Annotated in this window: 6 protein-coding genes; 3 read left to right on the top strand and 3 right to left on the bottom strand. The window is 69.7% G+C overall.

All coding sequences use genetic code 11. From position 1 onward, the window contains the following. Nucleotides 1-201 precede the first annotated feature (201 nt). The 3 genes from rmuC to U874_RS0111715 form a co-directional block, all read right to left on the bottom strand. The gene (gene rmuC, locus U874_RS0111730) at nucleotides 202-1635 is read right to left on the bottom strand and encodes a DNA recombination protein RmuC (RefSeq protein WP_025134728.1); all 1434 of its coding nucleotides are present in this window, start codon (nucleotides 1633-1635) and stop codon (nucleotides 202-204) included. Further along, complete coding sequence (locus tag U874_RS0111725; protein ID WP_025134727.1) at nucleotides 1632-3176, bottom strand: HNH endonuclease signature motif containing protein; 1545 nt, start codon at nucleotides 3174-3176, stop codon at nucleotides 1632-1634. Before U874_RS0111725 ends, rmuC begins: the two co-directional genes overlap by 4 nt. A 577-nt stretch (nucleotides 3177-3753) precedes the next feature. Then, nucleotides 3754-4338 carry a 3'-5' exonuclease gene (locus U874_RS0111715; protein ID WP_025134725.1) on the bottom strand — a complete coding sequence of 195 codons (585 nt, stop codon included), beginning with the start codon at nucleotides 4336-4338 and terminating at the stop codon, nucleotides 3754-3756. Between the two features lie 51 nt (nucleotides 4339-4389). Between U874_RS0111715 and ychF the strand changes: the two genes are divergently transcribed. From ychF to U874_RS0111700, 3 genes are all read left to right on the top strand, one after another. Beyond that, nucleotides 4390-5463 (top strand): redox-regulated ATPase YchF, encoded by a 1074-nt coding sequence (gene ychF / locus U874_RS0111710; protein WP_025134724.1) that lies wholly within the window; start codon nucleotides 4390-4392, stop codon nucleotides 5461-5463. A 421-nt stretch (nucleotides 5464-5884) separates the two neighbouring features. Then, nucleotides 5885-22411 (top strand): SdrD B-like domain-containing protein, encoded by a 16527-nt coding sequence (locus tag U874_RS0111705; RefSeq protein WP_232755917.1) that lies wholly within the window; start codon nucleotides 5885-5887, stop codon nucleotides 22409-22411. Between the two features lie 8 nt (nucleotides 22412-22419). Continuing rightward, nucleotides 22420-22974: a hypothetical protein gene (locus tag U874_RS0111700; protein WP_025134722.1), complete on the top strand. Its 555-nt coding sequence runs from the start codon at nucleotides 22420-22422 to the stop codon at nucleotides 22972-22974. The last annotated feature ends 95 nt before the right edge of the window (nucleotides 22975-23069 follow it).

The following is a 23069-nucleotide window of genomic DNA, read 5'->3' as shown; positions in this document are numbered from 1 at the left end:
CAGGCCCCAGACGGTTTCGTCTGGGGCCTGTGGTGTTCCCGGAGGTGTCTGGACGCAGCGGGTGCCTGCCAGATTCGCTGCCGGCTGGCGCGGGTGTCTGTCAGATTTGCCGCCAGTCAGCGTGGGTGTCTGCGAGATTCGCTGCCGGCCGGTGCCCGTGATCTGGAGGTCTGTGACAAGCCGAGGGTGTGTGGCCTTGCCTCAGCCTTGCTCGGGCGTTGCACTGCCCCAGAGGTCCGCGCTGAGCGTGCGGGGTACTGCCTGCGCTGGCGTCGAACTCTGGTCCGGAACTTCTACTTGCTCGGGAGCTTCTGCTTGCTCGGGCAGTTTCGCCTGCTCCGGCTCGGTCTCGGGAAGGTCTGAGGCGCGCAGCTCGGGGGCCATGAGCGGGCGCACCGCAACGTCGAGCTGGCTGGGCTCCGGGCTGATCTGCTCGCCGTTCAGTGCGCTGATCTTGCGCGCAGTCGGGAGTACCTGCCGCTCGAACGAGCCGACGTAGGCGTTGTAGTCCTGGACCCCGCGCGCGAGCGTGCGGCCGAGCTTGTCGAGGTGCGTGGCGCTGCGCCCGATGCGGGAGTGCAGCTCGCGGCTGAGATCAAACAGGGTCCGTGCTTCGGCCGTGAGCGAATCCTGGCGCCAACTGTGGGCCACTGACTTGAGGATGGCCCAGAGGCTGACTGGGGAGGCGAGTGCCACGCGCCGCTCGAAGGCGTACTCGAGCAGGAGTGGATCGGTATCGAGTGCGCTCGACAGCAGCGACTCGCTCGGTAGGAACGCGATGACGAACTCGGGTGAATCGGGGAGTGCCGCGGCGTAGTCGCGCTTGCTCAGCGCGATGATGTGGTCGCGCAGCGCCCGCGCGTGCTGCGCGAGGAGATCGGTGCGCCGGGCTTCGGCCTCAGGAGAGGCGTCTGCTGCACTGAGGTTCTGCGACTCAAGGTAGGACGCGAACGGCACCTTTGCATCGATCGCGATGCTCTTGCCTCCGGGGAGCTGCACCACGACGTCGGGGCGGAGCACGCCGGACTCGGTGGTGAACTGGGGCTGCACCTCGAAGTCGACGCGCTCGAGCATGCCGGCGGCCTCGATGATGCGGCGCAGCTGGGTCTCGCCCCAGATTCCTCGCGTGTTGTTGGAGCGGAGGGCCGCGGCGAGACTCTCCGCGGTGCCGCGGAGCTTGTCTTCCGCGAGGGCGGCCTGGCGGAGCTGCTGGGCGAGTTCGCCGTGCTGGGCGGCGCGCTGCTGCTCCATGGCCGAGACTGTGTGCTCCAGCTTGCCGAGGCTGTCGCGCAGCGGGGCGAGCTGCTGCAGCACGCGCTGCTCCTCGCGGTCCATCTCCGAGCGCTGCTGCGCGTTCGCGTGCGCGTCGCGCAGGCGGGCCTCGAGCCCCTCAGCGCGGGTCTCCGCCGCGGCGAGCTCCTCTCGGAGGAGCCGCGCACCGGATTCGGCGTCGAGCCGGGCACGCTGCGTCGCGAGCGCGATCTCGCGCTCGGCGTCTGCCCCGTGCTCCGCGACGACGCGCGCCAGGTCGCGTTGAGCCGCGCGCCCACGAACCACGACGCCTGCGGCAGCGCCGGCCCCGGCAGCCACCACGGCGACGAGGAGGATCAGCAGAGTGAGGGTGAGGGAGGTCATGAGGACAGGATGCCAGGGGCCTCGGACATTTGGGGGCGTCCACGAACGGACGGACGCTGCGGCGCACTCGGAGACCAGCCCTGCGCCCCAGCGAAGCGAACCCGGCTCGGCGGCCTGTCCCAGTGCTCGCGACCGGTCGGGCTGCGCCACACGAGCGTCCCGTCTGCGAACTGCTCGACGGACCAGGGAGTTGCGTGCTTCAGCGTGTGATGCCCGCGGCAGAGATGTGCCAGGTTGTCGGTGGAGGTGGGCCCGCCGCGCGCGGCATCCACCGTGTGGTCGATGTCGCAGCGGGCGAGGGGTACGCGGCACCCGGGAAATCGGCAGTGGAGGTCTCGGGCACCGAGGAACCGCTGTATCGCCGCATCCGGCCGATAGCGGTCGACGGAGAGCACGGTGCCGCTGTGCTCAGCGACGGTGACGCGTTCCCAGGACAACGTGTGCCTGGCGTACCCACGAGCCGTGTCGCTGGAGATCGGGCCGGAGCCGGCAAGCTCGGCACCTCCAACCTCGGCGCCTCCGAGCTCGGCGAGGTCGAGGCCGAAGCCCAGCTGATCGGTTCCGGTAAGACCCGTGGGGTGCGAGGTGTCGGGGTGACCGTCCGGGCGTACGGTCGGGACCGTGGTGCCTGACGAGCGCGGAGCGCGCACCGGAAGGACAAGCTGGATCCGCGCGCGCACCGCCTCTTCGGGCGAGCCGGCGAAGAGCTCGTGCGGGTTCGCTGCGAGGAGAAGATCCCGGAGCACGTCGGCCCGTGCCTCGTCGCGTGAGCGGACTGGGACAGAGGTTGGGGTGGTTCCGGGGTCAGAGTCGCTGCCGGGGCCGAGGCGTGTGCCCAGACCGGCGTCGCGGCTCGCACGTTCGGCGGCGTCGGCTGCCTTCGCGAGGCGGGTGAGGCGGTCATGGATCGCGTGAGCCTCGACCGTGGGCAGCGTGGCGATGAGCTCGGAGAATCCATCGCCCGCCTCGACAAGACGCACGCTTCTCCGGCAGAGGGGCGCGGGCGGTTCGAGATCCGGATGAGTGCGCTCCAGCTCGCGTGCGAGCTCTTCGGCGAGCTCCCCGGCGATGCGCCGAGCGAGCGGACGCAACCGCTGCGGGGTTTCATGCGTGGCGTGAGTGAGGACCTCCGCCTCGAATCGAGCCTGGAAGGGCGCCTCGGGCCCGTTGGCGCTCGCACCGAGCGGTGCGCTCGTATCGACGAGCACGCGCACGTGGCCGAGCGAGATCTCGCCGCGCTCAAGTGCGAGGAGCGTGCTGGGGAAGCGATCTCCCAGGGCGGCGGCGAGCGAGAGCTCTCGGTCGACCGCGCCCTCGCTGCGCCGCAGCGCCGTCGCAACCTCAGCCCGCAGCGAGCGGTGGGCGAGCTCGCCGCTGCCGAGCGATGGGCGGGTGAGCGCCGTGTCGAGAGCCGCAGCGAGCAGTCGGAGCCGCGCGGCATCGTGCGCGCGCTGCACCAGCTCGTGCGCTTCGAGCGCCGAGATGGTCGCATCGAGCGCGGCGAGCCGCTCGGGAACGAGGCTGTGGGCTGGGGTGGTCATGGGGTGATTCCACCATGGACCACTGACATTGGGGAGGGGAAAAACCGCGGAATTTCGCGGAAAACGAAGGCAAAGAATGGAACCCCTGATCCCGTGAGCGGAACTCAGTTCAGGCTCGACGAGAGCTTGAAGCTCAGGGGAGGGAGCGACGGAGGAAGGGCGGTGGAGACGGGCGCGGCGGAGGAGGGGCGGTGGAGGCGGGCACAGCGGAGGAGGACGCGGCGGAGGCGGACACGGCGGAGGAGGATGCGGCGGAGGAGGACGCGACGGAGGAGGACGCGACGGAAGAGAGTACGGCGGAGGCAGGAGAGGGGGCGGCGAAGGAGCGTGAGGGCGCGCGAAGGCGAGGGGAACCGAGGGGCGCTCGGCGCGGACGGGGGGAAAAAGAAACCAGGACAGCGGGAGCAGCGCAATTGCAGCGGGGAAGCAGCTGGCAAGCTGAGCCAGTGAGCCCCGGCAAGCTGAGTCAGTGAGCCCCGGCAAGCTGAGCCAGCCAGCCAGCCAGCCAGCCAGCCAGCCAGCTAGTCGGCCACGGCAAGCCCCCAGCCCACCGCTCTCCAGCTTCACTCCAGCTGCACTACAGTTTCAGCGGGATGGCCTTGAGCTGCTGGATCCGGAGCCCCGTCGCCTTCGCGAGCGCCGGGAGGTCTGTGGCCTCGTGCCTGCGGGCCGCGTCGATGACGATGGCGGCGCAGGCCTCCGCGTCCGCGAGCGCGTTGTGGTGCGCGAAATCGACGAAGCCCGCGGCCGCCGCCGAGAGCGGGAGTCGGTGCGAGGGAATCTCGTAGGTCTTGCGCGACACCTGCACGCTGCACAGGTAGCGGAACTTGGGAGTGGGGGTGATGCTCTCGGCGCAGGCCGCGCGGATGACGCCCATGTCGAAGCTCGCGTTGTGCGCCACCGCGATGTCGTCGCCGATGAACTCGCGCAGCTCGGTCAGTTGCTCGGCCCACTCGCGCGCCGCGACGACCATGTCGGGGGTGATGCCGTGGATCTTGATGTTGAAGGGCAGGAACTGCGCGTGCCCGGCGGGCGGGCGGATGAGCCACTCGGCCCGATCCACGACCTGTCCGGCGCGCACGCGCACGAGGCCGACCGAGCACGCCGACGAGGGGTGGCTGTTCGCGGTCTCGAAATCGATCGCGGTGAAATCTACGGGCACCCGTTCAGCTTGGCACACCCCTCTGACACCGTCCGGGTAGACTGGGGTCTCGTGGCTCTTACTATCGGAATCGTCGGTCTTCCTAACGTCGGCAAGTCGACCCTGTTCAACGCGCTGACCCATAACGACGCGCTCGCCGCGAACTACCCGTTCGCGACCATCGAGCCGAACGTCGGCGTCGTCAACCTGCCCGACCCGCGGCTCGACAAGCTCGCCGAGATCTTCGGCAGCGAGCGGATCCTGCCCGCCCCGGTCAGCTTCGTCGACATCGCGGGCATCGTGCGCGGCGCGAGCGAGGGCGAGGGGCTCGGCAACCAGTTCCTCGCGAACATCCGCGAGGCCGACGCGATCGCCCAGGTGGTGCGCGGATTCTCCGACCCCGACGTGATCCACGTCGACGGCAACGTGAACCCCGCGAGCGACATGGAGACGATCAACACGGAGCTGATCCTCGCCGATCTTCAGACGATCGAGAAGGCGCTGCCGCGCTACGAGAAGGAGCTCAAGTCCAAGAAGATCGATCCTGCCGTGGTCGCGACCGCGAAGGAGGCCGCGGAGGCCCTCAATGCGGGCACGCTGCTGTCGCTGAGCGGGATCGACCTGGAGCCCATCCGCGAGCTCGGCATGCTCACCGCGAAGCCCTTCCTCTACGTGTTCAACGTCGATGAGGGCGTGCTGCAGGATCAGGCGAAGCTCGATGAGCTCGCCGCGCTCGTCGCGCCCGCGAAGGCCATCTTCCTCGACGCCAAGCTCGAGAGCGAGCTCATCGAGCTGAGCGACGAGGACGCCGCCGAGCTCCTCGCGTCGATCGGCCAGGAGGAGAGCGGGCTCGACCAGCTCGCCCGCGTCGGCTTCGACACCCTCGGGCTGCAGACCTACCTGACGGCCGGCCCGAAGGAGGCTCGCGCCTGGACCGTCCGCAAGGGCGCCACCGCACCCCAGGCCGCCGGCGTGATCCACGGCGACTTCGAGAAGGGCTTCATCAAGGGCGAGATCATCTCCTTCGACGACCTGGTCGAGGCGGGATCGGTCGCCGAGGCTCGCGCCAAGGGCAAGGCCCGCATGGAGGGCAAGGAGTACGTCATGCAGGACGGCGACGTCTGCGAGTGGCGCTTCAACGTCTAGATTCACCCCCGGGACTCGTCCCGGGACGACGCTGATGCGCCGGATCGGTACCGCGCTCGCAGGCAGCTCGCACGCTGCTACAGGCAGCTCGCAGGCAGCTCGCACGCAGCTCCAGCAACTCGCACGCAGCTGCTCGCAGCCGCTCGCAGAGCCGTGTGAGCTGCACCGCGCGACACTGATCCGGACATCGCCGCGTCACACCCCCGCACCCCGGGGGCCGGGCTCCCGCTGAGGGGACGCGGTCCGCGGAGCGCGGGGACACAGAGCTGGTTCTCGGGGGAGGGCCAGCGCGCTGGGGGGCGAGCGGGCGCGTGCAGACGCGCTCGCGGCGGGTGCTCCTGCTGCGCGTTCACCGGCCCGATCGGGCCGGCAGGGAACTGAGCGAGAGGACAGAGGCCTTCGCAGCCTCGGGGGACAGGCATTGAAGAAGATCTTCTCAGGGGTGGCGTCGGCCGCCCTCGTTCTCATGCTGGTGCTCGCCGATGTGGCGGGCGGCGCGAGCGCACTCCCCGCGGCCCACGCCGCCGAGACGCCGAGCATCACGCTGAACGGCACCGTCGCCGAGGGCGACCCCGGCTACCTCAACTCGAAGTCGATCGTGCTCTCGACCGGCGCCGAGACGAAGATCAACTACCGCCTCGTTCCCGGCTACGCCTCCGGGGCCGCGACGGGCGTCACGGTCGCGATCTACCTGCCCTCGCTCGAGTTCGTCGGGGACGGCTACCGAGTGGTCGGGCGGGATCGTGCCCCGAGCCCGCTCGGCGTCCAGGGGCGCGTGAGCGCGGGCGGCGGCTGGAACGTGCTCTCGGACACGACCGTGCAGGGCGGCCCGATCGTGATGGAGTACGACGGCGACCTGCGGGCGGGCGTGAACCCGGCGTTCGACATCTTCCTCACGACGTACAACGACGGCTCCGACGGGCCCTACGGGGGCGTGCCCGAGGGGACGCGCTTCGAGATCAACGGCTCCGTCTCGTACGAGATGTTCAACCGCGTCGAGGGCTCCTCGTGGACCACCCCAAACGAGCTCGACGACGAGTCGCGCGTCTCGGTGATCTCCTCGGACCTGCGCTGGGAGACGCAGATCGAGTCGTACGTGCCGGGCGGCGGGCCGGACCTCGTTCCCATCTGGGATCGCTACCAGTACGTCGACTACCTTTACTCCCTCTCGAACACTTCGGACAACGTCGCCGCCAACATCGACGGCTACTCGGTCACCTTCGACATCGATTCGACCGACAGCGATGTGAACGGCATCATCCCGTTCGACATCAACCGCTGGCGGTACGAGGAGGGCGGTCCGGCGACCCCGAACGACGACCGCAACGACACCTCGGGGCAGTTCGTCGGCGTGCCGGGCGAGGGCGGCGTGCTCATCTACGACGTCACCGACTGGGACGGCACGAGCGAGCTCACTGATGAGATCCCGTACACGTATTCCGGAACCGGCATGCTCACGATCGACCGGGAGCACGGCGCGAACAAGCAGGCGCTCACCCCCGAGGGCGCGGCGGGCGCGTCCGAGCGCAAGTTCCTCATCTCTCTGCCGCTCAGCCGGCAGGGGTTCCCGAACCCGCCCACCACGTTCCGGGTGACGGCCATCACGAACATCCTCTTCGCGAAGACGGCGAACTGGTCGAAGACCCGGATCGCCGAGCGCGAGATCGTCGTGCCCGAGTACGCCTTCACCTTCTCGCACACCGCCCAGCAGCGCGAGGTGGTGTACGGATACGAGACCTTCACGGAGATCGCTGAACTGCGCAGCGCGTCGAACGCGCCGACCTTCGATCCCACGGTCCGCTACGAGCTCGACCCGGACGTCGTGCCCGATCGCGTGAGCTACGCAGTCCCTGAGGCGGCGCTCGAGCGCTTCGCGGAGGCGCGCGTGAGCTTCCGCGTCACGGACGAGCAGACGGGGGAGACGGTCACCGAGTCGCTCGCGCCGACGGTCTCGGATCCGGATCCCGCGACGGGGCTCGTCACCCTCACCTTCGATCTCGCCGATCTGCAGACCCGCGAGTGGGACCGCACGCTCGTCTTCGGGCTCGTCGACCGGGTGGAGGCGGGCGAACTCCTCCCCGTCACCATCTGCGTGTTCGGCGCGCCCTTCCGCGTCGGCGACGTGACGGCGACCGCGACGGCGGTCTTCATCGAGAAGATCGCGAGCAACGACGACTTCGGCGGCAACACGACCTACACCGAGGTGCCGCACGAGACGCCGATCGATGCGGGCTACACCGTGATCTACCCGAAGGAGGTCGTGCCGAACATCGCCGTGCGCATCGACGGCACGGCGGACCGGGCGACGGTCGACTACGGCGCGACGACCGCGATCGACTTCCTCTTCGGCGTGAATGGCACCGCAGCCGCGAACTCGACGACGACCCTCGCCGTGAACCCGAAGGTCGAGCGGCTCCGCGACGCCGAGCTCACCCTCCGGGCCGCGCTCTTCGCGCAGGCGGAGCGCGTGCGCGTGAGCGTCGAGACGCTCGACGGCACCGTCACCAAGTTGGAGCTCGGGAGCCCCGAGGCGAACGGCGACGTGGTCCTGGCCCTGCCCGAGCACGTTGCGAAGATCGTGATCGAGACCGATGCGCTCGCGACCGACGGCGCCGTGAACTTTGCCACGGTCACGGCGAAGGTCGGCGCGAAGCTCGACAAGCAGCACCTGATCAATGCGAAGATCCGGACATATCAGCCGAAGCCGTACGACCGGGACGCCACCCGTGAGGCGACCGGCACGATCGATATCCGGCTCCCCAACGAGCTCGCCCCTGTCGTCGACGTCATCGGCATCTACGGCTCGCAGCGCACGCAGAAGACCACGAACGTCGGCTACGAGTCCACCTTCGCTGCCGAGTACCAGATCGACACGAAGGGCGTGAACTCGCCCGAGTCGAGCTACACGATCGACATGCTGGCGCCCACGAAGTCGGGCGCGCTCGAGTTCTCAAAGATCGTCCTCCAGCAGCCGTTCCTCGACGCCATCACGAAGCCCGTGATCACGTTCGTGAGCGCCGCGGGCCAGGAGCAGCGGTTCACGGGCCCCGAGGTCTCGGCGGCGGACGTGACGCTCCGTGACATCGCGAAGATCGTCATCTCGGGGGAGGACCTGCGCGTGCAGGGGCTCCGTGCTGTGGCGCTCGTCGAGTACCGCGCGAACATCGAGATCGGCTCGTCGCAGACGCTGCGCGCCACCTTCTCCGGGTCGCAGGAGGCCCCGTACGAGGAGACGAAGACGGCCCGCCAGCAGAATCAGGTGAACGTCCGCGAGACGCAGACCGCCGTGAAGGTCGAGGGCGTCAATCAGGTGACCCAGCCGCTCGGCGCGGGCAACGCCTACTCGGTCGACATCTACCGCTGGTGGAACCGCGGCTCGACGTACAACACACAGGACTACACGCTCGACCAGGGATACAAGTCGCTCGGCGGCTTCACCACGACGCTCACCCGGCCCACCGCCGCGTCCGAGAATAACGACCAGCGCGTCAGCGTCGACGTCGCGCTGCCGCACACCCAGTTCGACCTCTACTACCTGAAGATCCGCGAGGACATGCGGCCGTACCTCGAGTCGGTCGATCTGTTCCGCATGGTCGACGGCGAGGAAGTGCTCTGGAAGACCGTCCCGGGCGACGCCTGGGTGGAGAACTCCCAGGAGGGCGCCGGGTTCTGGCGCATCGCCACCGCCCGGCCTGGCACGCCGGACAGCGAGCTCTTCACCACGTACGACTCCGTCGCCGGGGTGAGCGAGCACCCGTACTACAAGGAGGCCTGGGACGCGGACGTGCAGCCCGAGTCGCCCGTCTCGCGCGTCTCGGTGCATCTGGAGTTCTCGCGAGAGAGCAACGATGCTGCTCCGCAGATGGCAGGCACACAAAATGATGTGATCGAGTACATGGGTCGCTTCCACTCGTCTTCTGCGAAGGGGAAACAGGCGACGAAGCTCACCGCGACCGACACCTTCGGCCGCGACCGCGAGCTCACCCGCACCGCCAGCACCTCAATCAACTCACTCGTCGCCTACCCGTTCGCGCAGTCGCGCACGGGCGCGAACGACTCCACCAGTCTCGCGAACAAGGTGATCCCGATGGGGAGCACGGGGGAGTACCTCGCGAGCATCTGGAACGTGAACACCGCCAACTGGTCCTACTACTCCGGCCACGGGCCCGACGTGTACGTGCCCGCGGCGACCGAGTACGACGAGTGGCTCGGCATGTACGATCCCGCGTCGTTCCACGACACCCTCGTCTACGAGTTCGTGTACCCCGCGACTCCGGCCGACGACGCCGTCTACAATCTCGCCGCGACGCACGTCTCGATCGCCGACACGAGCACGCTCACATACCTCACGGGCGTGCGGGTCACCGGCGCGCACGGCGACATCCTCTCCGCAGACTTCGCGGCCCCGCTCACGCAGGCCCCGCGCTTCGACTACGACAACTCCCGCGAACGAGGGATCCACGACGATGGCGACGGGACGTTCACCGTCTCGTTCGGCCAGGAGGGCTCCTTCCCGAAGCGCTTCGAGGCGATCTTCGAGGAGGTCGCCGGCTTCGGTGAGCGCACCGCCGAACTCGACGGCGTCGCCCCCGACACCCTCGGATCCTCGCTCGCCGAGGTCGACGTGCGCGTCGGCGGCGTGGTGAACGGCAACCGCGCGCTCCAGGGCACCACGAACCTCTACCGGGTGCCGAGCGACACGGGGATCAAGGCCCTCATGCACTCGTCGAGCGCCACGCTGACCGGCTACACGCCGAAGCTCGGCGCGAAGCTCGACATGAGCTTCGACAGCGTCAAGGTGTACGACTACCAGGCCGACGGCATCACGCCGAGCACGACGCAGGTGGCCGTGGGGATCGAGAACTCCTCCGAGGCGGACATCAAGGACGCCGTGATCACTGTCACCCCCGACGCCGCGTACCGCTCGCAGCTCGTGGCGATCCCCGAGGACATCTTCGACGGGGACTGGTCGGTCGACCGGGTCGCGGTGACCCAGGGCGGCACGACCGTCGAGATTGCGCGTGATCGCTTCACCCCGAACCCGGAGACGGGCATGCGCGAGTTCGACCTGCGCACCCTGTTCGCGGACGGCACGCTGCGCTCGCAGCCGTTCGATGTCGCCCTGGGCGGCCAGGCGACCCTGCTCAAGGAGCACATCGACAGCATCTCGGTGTCGTTCGCGCCGCGCGACAGCACGATCGGCCTGTGGGGCTCGATCACCCGCGCGAACTCGAGCGATCCGCTCCCCACCCGGATGCGCGACGGCGGCGACGTGTTCGTCACGGGCGTCTGGGTCGACGAGGACGCCGCTGGCCCGGGCTGGAGCTCGAAGCCGACGTTCGTGACGGAGCGCAGCAAGGGCAGCGACGAGCAGATCATGCTCCACAGCGCCTTCACCGCGAGCGCGGTCGTCACCTCGTACAACCCGATCTTCGTCTCCGCGGGCGGGGGTAACGCGGGCGAGAAGCCGACGCTGCGCCTCGCGAGCAGCTCGAGCAGCGCTGCGGCGCCGCGGGTCTTCACCCGCGTGGCGCGAATGCAGGCGCACGCCGTGCACCTCCGCGAGGACTTCTCGCGGGCCGACGCGACGGGCCTCTTCTACGACGCGGACACGGGCACCCAGATCGACTTCACGAACATCGCGGTGGGCGACACGACCCGCGTGCTCTACGAGCTGCGGAACGTCGGCACGACGGCGAGCGACGACGCCGGCCCCGGCGCGCTCCCGGTCTTCGCCCCCGTTGCGCACATCGAGGCGCCCGCCTTCCTCGAGGTCTCCGACGTGCAGGCCTCCTCGGCGTACCTGCTCGCCGACCCGAACCGGGCGGGGGTCATCGCGGAGAGCGTCAACTCGGCGGTCGAGGTGCCGGAGAACCAGGTGCGGATCACGCGCCAGAACGCGAAGCGCGCCGATGTCGCGTTCGACGTCACGCTGCACGACGGCGAGTCCGTGTTCTTCGTCGTCGAGTACACGGCGACGAACGATCAGCCGGCCACGCTCGGAGCGACCCAGGGCAAGACCCTGCAGTGGAACGTGTACGCGCGACCCGCCTACACCCACCACTTCATGAGCTACAACAGCGACGGCGCGAACGGGAACCGGGTGACGGGATCGACCGCCGCCGTGAACTTCGACGGCGACGCGTTCGCCGAGCAGCTCGGCCGACTGAGCAACACGGCCTACCGCTACGCCGACCCGAAGCAGCTCGTCATCGAGAGCCGCTTCGACCGCGAGAACGTGTCGGGCGAGGACATGACCCTCACCGTGAAGAACATCGGGAACGAGATCCGGCACGACAACACCGCGCTCGATCTGTTCCTCACCCTCGACAACGGCGGCCTGCTCGGTTTCGAGCTGACCGAGTTCCCGAGCGTCCCCGCGCTGAACCCGCCGGAGCCGTCCGAGGGAACGGAGAATCCCGAGCCCGGCGCGCAGCCGACGGTCCTCTTCCAAGACCGGGACGGTCAGTGGGTCGACGCGGCCGGCTTCGATCCCGCGCAGCACGAGATGCGCGAGATCAACAAGCTCTGGATCCGCTACGGCACCGTGCACGCGGGCGCCGGGCCGTCGAGCTTCGAGATCTCCGGGATCGGCCACTGGCGCACTCAGGCGGCCCAGAACACGAAGTCCTACCGCCTCACCTCGCAGGCGCAGACGCGCCTCACGCACCAGGACGAGACCGGTGCGGGCATCGCGGAGTACAGCTACCGCACCGAGGCTGCGCAGACCGTGTACAAGGCCATCCCCACGGTCGAGTTCAACATCCAGTCCTTCGACACCCGTGCTGAGGCGACCGCGCCCTACGACGGCGCGCAGCCGGGGAAGACCGGCTACCTGGCCGGCGACGACGTGCACTACCGGCTCACCGCGAAGAACCACAGCACGGATCAGGGCACGAGCACGAACACGCCCTACGGTAAGGCGCCGCTGCGCCACCCCGTGATCGTCGACAAGATCCCCGAGTACCTCAGCACTGAGCTGAGCCGCTTCGTGCACGCCGGTGAGCTCGACGTCGCCGGCGCCGTCGCGGCGGGCGTGCTCGAGATCCGCATGCTCGACGCCGCGGGCGCGCCGCGCGACTTCACACTGCCCCGGGTCACCGTGCACTCGGTGACCGGCCTTGACGTCGCGGGCGCCCAGACCTTCGCGAACGACCGGCACAACGACGGCTGGGGCCGGCTCTCCTCCACCGAGCCCGTGAACACGACCGCGAACCCGGCAGACACGATCGACTTCGACGTGTTCAGCTACACCTTCGCGGACGAGGATCTCGGCCGCGGCGAGCAGCTCGAGATCGTCTACGCGGCCACCGCGCGGGAACACGATCTGCCCCGCGCACGGTACGCCGACGGCACGGCGGTGTTCGCGCCGCTCTTCGGCTGGTACGGCAGCAACGTCCCCGTCGCGAACTCCGCGAAGCAGACCTCGATGGACCTCGCCGCCCTGCTCCACGACGCCGGGATCACCGGCGACCGCGGGCACGAGATGACCGCCTCCGAGTTCCTGTCGAACTCGCACGCTTGGCTGCCCGGCTCGAACGACCGGCGCCGCGACGCGAGCAACTCGCCGGGCTCGTACCTCCAGGCGACCTACTACGATGCCTCGGCGAACGTCGAGAAGTCGCACACCGCGTTCCTCCGCGAGACGGCGGCGAGCGAGCTGTACACGAGCTTCGCATCGACCGCGCTCGACGAGAACTTCGCGTACGCCACGAAGGCCCGCGTCGCCGACGGCGCCGTGACCGCGCCCGAGCGCATCCTCTGGGCGCAGGACGGCATGCAGCTGAACCGCGCCTGGCTCACGGGCGCGAGCGAGATGGTGCCCGATGTGGAGCGCGCCGCGTGGGGCACCGACGCCGCGAACTTCGTCGAGCACGACGGCTCGCTCAACTCGTACGAGCGGCACCGTCTCGGCTACACACCGTACGTCGAGGACGACTACAGCTACGCCGTGGAGCTGCACGAGGAGTTCACCGTGCGCCTCCACGCGGCCAACCTCGGCGACCGCGCGATCGGCAGCGGGCTCGAGTACACCGAGATCCTCCCGCTCGGGATCAGCCCGTACGACGAGTCGGGCCAGCTCCTCGGCGTCACCGCGCTGAGCGGCGCCGGCGCCGAGCTCGCGAGCGAGGTCGAGATCCTCCAGAGCCCGGACACCGATCAGGGGTACCGCGCCCCCGCGCAGTCGCAGGAGGCCGGGACCTCCGCCGAGACGACCCGCGACGACGGGATCCCCTACGTGCTCCGGGTGCGGGTCGCGGGCGAGGTGACCGGGCTCTTCGGCTCGGCCGCCGCCGACCAGAGCCTGCAGACGCAGCGCGTCGAGATCCGGGTGCGCGTCGCGGGCGAGGTGCCCGCGAACGCGCAGGGGCTCTCGCTCTGGCACGACCAGCTCACGCTGAGCTCGATCGCGCCCGAGGAGTACCTCGAGATCTACGGCGCGGAGTACGGCGGCTTCAGCCGCCCCATCGGCGTGTACAACACGGCCCGCTTCCCGAACGATGGCATGGCGCAGGGGCTGAACGTGAACGACCTCGCCTACGACTTCGGCTCGTACACCTCCTACTTCGCGGTCGAGCCGTGGGGCCGCTACGTGCGCGGCCTGAACGCGCAGGGCACCGCGACGTCCGCCGACGACGGCCGCCCCGCTCTCGTCACGGGCGACCAGATCGCCATGCGCCGCCCCACGCTCCGCGTGTGGAGCAGCGCAAGCAAGGACGCGTACCCCGCGGGGATCGACGCCACGATCGAGGACTTCAGCGTCGACCTGTACGAGGAGTTCTCGATCCGCTCAACCGTCGAGAACCAGCAGCTCGAGGTGCTCGGCGAGTACAACCGGGTGAACAGCGGCTACAACCGCTACTCGGGGGAGAACTTCAACGACGACATCTGGAAGAACGCGCCCCAGACCATCGGCGGCGCGCGCGGCACCTGGTTCGAGCCGACCGTCACGATCGCGCTGCCCTACGGCATCGCCCCCGTCCTCGAGGACGGAACGGTCGCCCGCTACGACGGCGAGCTCGCGGAGCAGCAGAGCGTCAAGTTCCAGGCGTCCGCGCAGACGCTCGGGCTCGGCACCTCGGTGCCCGCTCGGGATCTGAGCGCGCTCTTCGACGTGCGCGTCGAGCTGCTCGACGACGCGCTGGGGGAGCGCTTCCTGCTGCACTTCACGGCTCGCGCCGACCGCGCCACCGAGATCGCGACCGGCGAATCGCTCGAGATCACGCCCCGCGTGGCCACGATCGACACGCCGCTCTACGGTGCGGACACCGACGACAGCCGCTACCAGCACCTGCTCGCCCTCGCAGGCACGCAGCGCCCGGTCTTCGCCCCCGTCGTCTCGGAGCGCTACACGACCGGCGCGCCCCCGTCGCTCACCGCGCGCGACCAGGGCGTCTCGGCTGCCCCGAACAATGTCAAGTCCTCGAACGGCCTCGCCATCACGGCGAACGACCGGATCCGCCGCGATGCGACGAGCACGTGGAGCAGCAACATGGGCGCGCTGAAGATCACCGAGCGCCTCATCGCCGCCACGCAGCCCTACGGAGCGGACACCGAGCTCACTCTGAACACGGGCACGGGCTGGACCGAGCGCGCGAGCGCACTGACGCCGGAGCACACGCGCGGCGGAGCTGGCGGGACCGGCGGAGCTGGCGCTGCCGGATCGCCCGCGACGACCGGCGCGTACGGCAGCAGCGACCTGAACCTCAAGAAGCCGTCGATCACGAACACCACGAAGGCCGCCTCATTCGCCGACGGGACGCTCGCCGAGCTGATCCAGGTCGATGCCGCGGGGAAGTACTGGCTCGCGACCGAGGTGTCGAACGCGCCGGAGGACGAGACGAACCCCTACGAGCGGCTGAAGACCGCCGGCGACGTCCACAACGCGCGATTCGTGGTGACGCAGTTCGTCACGAACTTCGCCGCCGCGACGGACGAGGTGCGTATCGCGGTCGGCGACGAGGTGCTGGACCGCGCTGAGTTCGAGGCCCGCGGCTACACGGTCGAGCGGAGGACGCCGGCCGAGCCCGCGGTCGACGCGACGCGCAACCGGATCCAGTGGGTCGTCACGCCGCCCGCGGGGGAGCGCGGCACGCGCGGCGAGCTGAAGTCGGGCGAGCGCTTCACGCTCCTCACCGAGCTGCAGCTCGTCGACGGCTACGAGGACAACGTCGTCTCCGACGACACGGTCTGGACGGCCGACGAGCTCGTCATGGACACGTACGTCTCCCTCATCACGGACGACACGACGCTGATCCCGCAGGGGAGCCCCGGGGCGCAGCGCCCGGCCGACTTCATCGTCCAGTCGCTCGCGTCGATCGCGTACCACACGCACACGAGCGACCGGGGCACCGGCATCGACATCGACAGCAACGGAGACCTCGCCGGCCGCTACGCCGCGGACTCCGCGGAGATCGAGATCCTGAAGCCGCGCGCCGAGGTGCGCGTCAACACGACCCGGCCCCGCATCGCCTACTCGAACGGCCTCTCGGGAGACACGTACTTCAACTCCTCGGACACGATCGAGTACCTCATCACCCACGCCGAGAACACGGGCTCCGGGCTCACCGAGCTCGTGATCGAGAACATTCTCCCGACGGACACGACGAACGAGAGCACCGTCTCGGTCAGCAACCAGCCGATCACGACGAACACGCGCTACGTCACCTCCGGCACGTGGGAGCTGCCGCAGCGCACGGTGGACCGGCTCGCCGATGCGGGCACCGAGATCGACGACGCCTTCAAGACCTTCGTCTACGTCTCCGACGAGCTCGCCGAGGACGGCTACGAGGCCGGGGCCTGGACGCTGCTCAACCCGGGCGGCACCTCGATCCTGCGCAACGAGCGATTCGAGATCCCGGCGGCAGCGCAGGGGGGCCTCCAGAAGATCCGCATCGTGGTGCGCGCGCTCGATCCCGAGACGACCCTCGTGCCGCAGGGCACGCGCCTCGCGATCGACGCGGACCCGGAGACCCCGGGAACGCAGTCGGTGCTCGACACCGATCCGACGAACCGGAGCACCTCGCCCTACCCGGCCTCGGTCACGGACCACGCGATCTCGCTGGGCGTGCGGATCGGGTCCAACGCGAAGTCCACGCTGTTCGTCTACGACACGGCCCAGTTCTGGGGCAACTACGTCTCGACGCGGGTGTCGAAGCTCGCGCAGAGCGAGACCCGCTCGTACCTCACCCCGTCGCGCCCCGTGGTCAACGTGAAGTACGACTCGCTCTACTACCGCAGCGACTCCACGAAGCCGAGCGATCAGCGCTTCGGGTGGTCCGACATCACGGCGATCGCGCCGAAGTCGTCCCCGCACCTGAAGTTCAGCGGCGAGTTCATCAACGCCGACCGCTCGATGTGGTCGCGCGACGAGGACAACACGTACGCCGAGGACACCCTGGTGAACCCCTTCGTCACGTTCCAGCTCCCCACCGTGATGGAATCCGGCGGGGCGTTCACCTACGTGCCGCAGGCCGACATCACCGCCGATCACCCGCTCGACAGCGCGCACCGCTCGCGCTACTCGCTCACCGCCGCCGACACGAATCTGTGGACGTGGAAGCTCGTGCGCGCCGACGGCAGTGAGGCAGATCCCGAGTCGCACCTGAAGCACACGCGGATCGCGACCGGATCCTGGCCCGGCTTCGACCGGAACGTCGTGTCGGTGTGGTTCGAGGGCAGCGTCATGCCGGGCGACAAGATCGTCGTCGAGTTCATCGGCGCGGTCGACGCCTACTCGCCCGGGGCCGACGCGGAGGACCTGAAGTCCCGCGCCATGGTGACGAACAACACCGGCCTGCTGCACCCGCTGAACTCGCAGCAGAATGCCGCGAACCGCCTCGGCTACGCGACCGACGGCAACGACTTCAACGACAACAAGCTGATGAACGACCGCCTGGTCTTCTCGGAGAAGTCGCTGTTCCAGTACGAGACCTACGACAACTTCGGCAAGCGGAAGGTGGCCTACTCCGACCTCAACCGCGCGGGCAGCGTCGCGCCCGAGCAGACCCCTGTGCGCCAGGGCGGCGACTTCACCTTCGAGGTGTCGGTCGACAACTCGAAGGAGGCGGGGGACCGGCCCTACCCGTACCCGATCATCTACGACGTGCTGCCCGCAGCGGGTGACACCTCGATCACCAACGCGACGATCCCGCGTGGATCGCAGTACTCGGCCTGGCTCCGTCCCGACAGTGTGAAGCTCGAGCGCGAGGGCGCCGACAAGAAGACGTACCGGCCGAACGAGTACACCGTATTCGTCGGGCCCTTCACGAAGCAGGCGGGCGAGATCGTGGAGACCGAACCGGTGCCGCACGCCGAGGCCGCGAGCGAGTCGTTCTACGACGCGCTCGGTCTGCCCGGGACCCCGTCCGCGGTGCGCGACCAGCACTTCGTGCCGCTCGCCGAGATCGCGGACCGCCCCGAGCTGCTGCACCGCGCGCAGTCGATCCTCGTGCTCTTCACCAGCGCGACCGAGCAGCTGCCCGGGCAGAACAAGCTGAAGCTCAGCTACACGATGCGCTCGCCCCTCAACGCACCCGTCTACCTGGAGCAGTTCGACGGCGCGGAACGCAAGGCCGAGGCCTCCCTGTGGAACTCGTTCATGGCGACGCAGCGGGTGAGCCGCTTCATCCCGCAGGAGTCGAACAACGCGGGCGTTTACGCGACGGAGAAGCGCGACGGCGTCTACCTCGGCAACTACGTCTGGAACGACGTGAACTACAACGGCGAGCAGGACGAGGGCGACGCGGTGCGCGACGGCAACGGCCGCACGCACCTGCAGCCGACCCGCGACCTCGACTTCGACGGCGAGATCGACGACCCCGGCATCAACGGCGTGCGCGTCACGCTCCTGACGCCCGCGGGGTACAACGTCGACGCGCTCGGCAACCCGATCCACGAGGTCTCGGGCGCGTGGGAGGTCGTCGACGAGGCCACCGGCACGTCCGTGCTCGACGAGGTCTTTCAGCGGCCCATCCCCTCCGAGGGCCCGCTCGTGACCGTCACCGAGTCGGACATCGCGGGCAACGCGGGGTACTACACCTTCTCGAACATCCGCCCGGGCGACTACCGGGTGCTGTTCGAGTTCCCGCGCGAGTACGACGCGTTCTCGACCACCACGCGCACCGTGTTCGAGCGCGCCGGCGTGGAGAGCTTCGCGCCGGGCGAGCCGCTCGACATTCCCGCCGCGGTCGACGATTCCGCGCTCGTCGCCATCACTGAGGCGGCGACCGTCGACTCGGCGACGGACGACGCGCAGCGCATGAGCTTCGACCTCGGCGTCGCGCAGACCATCGAGTTCGGCGGCACGGTGTTCGCCGAGGACATCGACACGCTCGACGGCTACCAGGCGGGGCCGAACGAGCCGGGCATCCCCGGCTACCACGTCACGCTGAAGCACCTGAGCGGTGAGACCGTGCGCGACCCCCACGGCCGCCCGATGGTCGCCGTGACCGATGCCCAGGGGGCCTACCGCTTCACGCTGCTGCCGGTCGACCGCCAGTACTATCTGGAGATCACCGACGAGAACGGCGAGTTCAACTCGGAGCGGCTCGTCTCCCCGTTCCTCCACCACAGCGACCCGTTCGCCGAGGCGAACGACAACGACGGCCTGAACGAGAAGGGCACGCGGATCGTGAAGACGAACCCGCTGAACTTCGACCTGGAGGGGCTCTTCGCCTCCGGCTTCGCGCCGCGCGAGAGCGTGAGCATCGGCTTCTACGACAAGACGACGTACGGCGTGATCGGCAACCGGGTGTGGGATGACCGCAACCGGAACGGTCTCCAGGACGCGGGGGAGCCGGGCATCGCCGGGCAGCAGCTCGAGCTCGAGCAGTACGTCGAGATCGACGGCGCCTGGACGCGCACCGACTACGCCCAGCGCACGGTGTCGAACGACGACGGCTTCTACTACTTCACGAAGGTCCCGAGCGTCCGCTACGACGGCGCGGAGGCGCTGCCGACGAAGTACCAGGTCGTCGTCCGCGAGCTCGTCACCGGAACCACCTTCGCACCGACGCACGCGCCCGGGCTGTCGCTCACCGGCACGCGCGAGACCGACTCCGACTTCTTCCCGAACGGGACGATGCACGAGACGGGCGCCGCCCTCGGAGAGCACCTGATCAGCGTCGTGGAGATCGACGAGGCGACGGGCGTCGTGTTCGGCATCACCGACAACACGATCGACCTCGGGCTCATGGCGCACGCGCGCTCGGAGCTCTCGGGCGAGGTGTTCCTCGACGCCGACGCGAGCGGAACGAAGACCGCGGCCGAGGTCGCCGCCGCCGAGGACCGCTACACGGCGACCCTCGAGGTGCGCACCGCGGCCGGCTGGGTCACCGCGCGGCAGGACGCTGCGGGGCGCATGATCGAACCGGCCGCGGCGCGCGACAGCGACGCGCCGATCCGGCAGGAGGGCGTCTCGGCGTACCGCTTCGAGGACCTGCACATCATCGACAGCGTGCAGCTCGTGCCCTACGAGTACCGCGTGCGGGTCACCGAGGTGCCGCTCTGGCAGGGCGTCACGGCGCTCGGCGCCGGGGACGATCCGGCAGTCGACAACGACTTCACCCAGGCGGACCGCGGCGCGACGCTCACCGCGGTGTCCGAGACCCGCGTGCTCGGCGCGCTCCAGAACGAGCTGCTGCCCATCGACACCCGCACGGGGGTCCCGGCCGAGCATGTCGATCTGGGGCTCGTGCCGCTCGAGCGCGAAGCGCTGATCGGCGACTTCATCTGGGACGACCGCGACCGCGACGGGCTGCAGGGCGCCGCCGAGCCCGGGCTGGGCGGTGTCCGCGTGGTGCTCAACCGCGTGATCGACGGCGAGCTCGTGCCCGTCGCCGAGACGGAGACGGACGCCGACGGCGCGTACGCGTTCACCGCGGCGGTGGCCGAGGAGGATCCCTCGACCGGGCGCCTCGATCAGCCGCACCGCTACGTCGTCGAGTTCGCCCTCAGCTCGCGCCAGACGATCTCCCCGCTCGCGGTCGGGAGCGACGACGCGAAGAACTCCACGTTCGCCGAGTTGCTCGAAGGCGGCGGCGCGCGCTACGGCCACGCAATCGCGGATCCCGCGCACACCGTGATCTCCGAGGAGTTCTCGCTCGTGTCGGCCGACGGCAACGGCCGCGCCGACTACACGACGGCCGCAGGGACCGACCGCATCGACGGCGGCGTGATCACGCACGACTCGATCCGGATCCTCGGCGACACCGTCTTCCACGACGTGAACGCCGACGGGGTGCAGGATCCCGATGAGCCGGGCATCCCCGGGATCGAGGCGGCCGTCTACGCCCTGAATCGGGACACCGGGCTCTGGGAGCCGTACACGGACGCTGAGGGGAGGCACACGGTCGCCACGGACGCGGACGGGCACTACGCGTTCGCCGTCGAGGTCGCCGATCTCGACAAGCGCTCGCCGCACTACCGCACCCCCGCGGAGTACCGCGTGCGTCTCGACGCGCCGGCGAACCTCCAGCTGGTCGAGGTGAACAACGTGTTCTTCCGCCAGCCCGGCGGCGACGTCGACGGGATCCCGATCCCGAAGCCCTTCAGCACCGTGCTCACCGCGCCGATCACGCTCATCGAGGCTGGGGCTGGCGGGGCTGGCGGGGCTGCTCTGCCTGCCGGGGCTGCGGTGCCGGCTTCCGCGATGCTCGACCTCGATGACGCGCACGACGTGCTCACGGCGGACGCCGGCTTCACGGTGTTCGACACGGCCGTGACGATCGGCGGCCGCATGTGGGAGGACGCGAACCACGACGGGATCCAGGACGCCGACGAGGCCGGGATCGCGGGCCGCATGGTCGCCCTCTGGGAGCGCGTCGATGGCGCCTGGACCCGCATCGCGGATCTCGACGGCGTCGGCGAGACCATGACGGACGGCACGGGGGCCTACCGCTTCCGGGTGGCGCCCACCCACTTCGAGGAGGGGGCCGCGGGCTTCCTCGCGCCCCGCGAGTACCGCGTCACCGCCGAGCGCGCGGGCTACGAGCTCTGGTCGCCGCTCAACGTGGGCGACGACCGCGCGATCGACAGCGACATCAGCACGCTCGTGCCGGGAAGCGATGCTCCCGAAGTGCCCGGTGTTCCTGATGCGGTGCTGACCGTCTCGCACGTGGGGGAGACGCACGTCTTCTCCATCGCGGATCACGCGGACGGCGTGGTCGACCTCGCCTCCGCCCGCGATGACGTGCAGATGGACATCGGGCTGAAGACCCACCCGCACCTCACCACCGTGGGCGGTACGGTGTGGGACGACGCCGACGAGGACGGCGAGCAGCAGCCCGGCGAGGCACCGCTCGCCGACCGCGAGGTGACGCTGTGGGAGCGCATCGACGGCGAGTGGCGGATCGCGAGCGACGCGAACGGCGACTCGACTCAGCGCACCGACGCCGAAGGCCGCTACGCCTTCACGGTGCTGCCGACCGACTACGACGCCGAGGCCCCCGGCTACCTCCTGCCTCGCGCGTACCGCACCACCGTCGACGTGCCGCGCGACTTTGCCCTGAGCGCGGGCAGCCTGACGGCCACGCTCGAGGGTGACCGGGCGGCCTCGCTCGAAGCGCGGATCGTCGAGCTGGCGCCGGAGCCGGACCCCGAGACGGGCGCGGGGGAGCCGGACGCAGTGGATGGTGCTGGGGATCCGGGCGCCGCGGGCGGTGAGGATCCGGCCGCCGCGGGCGCTGGGGATCCGGCCGCCGCGGGCGCTGGGGATCCGGCCGGCCGGATCGACCTGTCGAGCGTGCGCGAGGATCACACGCTGAGCTTCCCGTTCGCGCGGGTGCCCGTCCCGGTCACCCCGACCCCCGGGCTCCCCGTGATCGGCGACCTCGCGGTCACCGGCGCAGGGCTCGGCATCGGCGCGGCGGCGCTCGCCGCGCTGCTGCTCGGCGCGGGCGCGGTGCTGGTCGGCGTGCGCCGGCGGCGCGCGGAGCAGGAACGGTAGGAGTGAACATGGAGGAGGCCCGAGTGGCGAAGCACGGCGTACCCGAGCCGGAGGACACGGAGGAGGCGGCTGGGTCTGGGGTTGCTGATGAGGGCGGGGCTGTGGCGGCGGCTGCTCCGGATCCGGATCCGGGCTTGGCTGCGGCTGCGGCCGCGGGCCTGGCTGACGGCGGGGCTCCGGCTGCGGCTCCGGCCGAGCCCGAGCCAGCGCGCCGGGGCCGGCCGCGGCGTCGCGCGCTCTGGCTGGGCGCCGGTGCCGCTGCGGCGCTCGCGCTCGGCGCGGCGACCTGGGCGCTCTGGCCCACGTCCGATGTGCACTCCGTCACCGTGCTCGGCGTGGACTACTCCACGAACCTGGAGATCGAGGAGCACGACGGCTACACCTACGTCACCGTGCCCGTGAACACGGAGGCGGGATCGGCCGTACTCGAGGTGCCCGACGCGGACGACACCCGCGCGATCCGCGAGTTCCTGGCCGGCCTCGACACGCTCGTCCCAGGCGAGCACGTGCTCACGCTCCGCACGGCGAACCTGCACATCATCGTGGACGGTATGGCGGAGTAGGGCTGGCCCCGCCTGCCCGGCCCCGTCCGCCCGCCCTCCCCAGATCCGGACCACTTTGATCCGGTATGAGCACCGCATACCGGATCAAAGTGGTC

The organism is Leucobacter sp. PH1c (assembly GCF_000633415.1).
In the GTDB taxonomy this organism is placed as follows: Bacteria; Actinomycetota; Actinomycetes; order Actinomycetales; family Microbacteriaceae; genus Leucobacter.
Note: the sequence above shows the minus strand (reverse complement) of the source record. Positions and strands in the feature narration are given on the sequence as shown.

Coding starts and splice junctions, on each gene's coding strand:
- rmuC (WP_025134728.1), bottom strand. CDS start 1,635: ATGACCTCCCTCACCCTCACTCTGCTGATCCTCCTCGTCGCCGTGGTG.
- U874_RS0111725 (WP_025134727.1), bottom strand. CDS start 3,176: ATGACCACCCCAGCCCACAGCCTCGTTCCCGAGCGGCTCGCCGCGCTC.
- U874_RS0111700 (WP_025134722.1), top strand. CDS start 22,420: ATGGAGGAGGCCCGAGTGGCGAAGCACGGCGTACCCGAGCCGGAGGAC.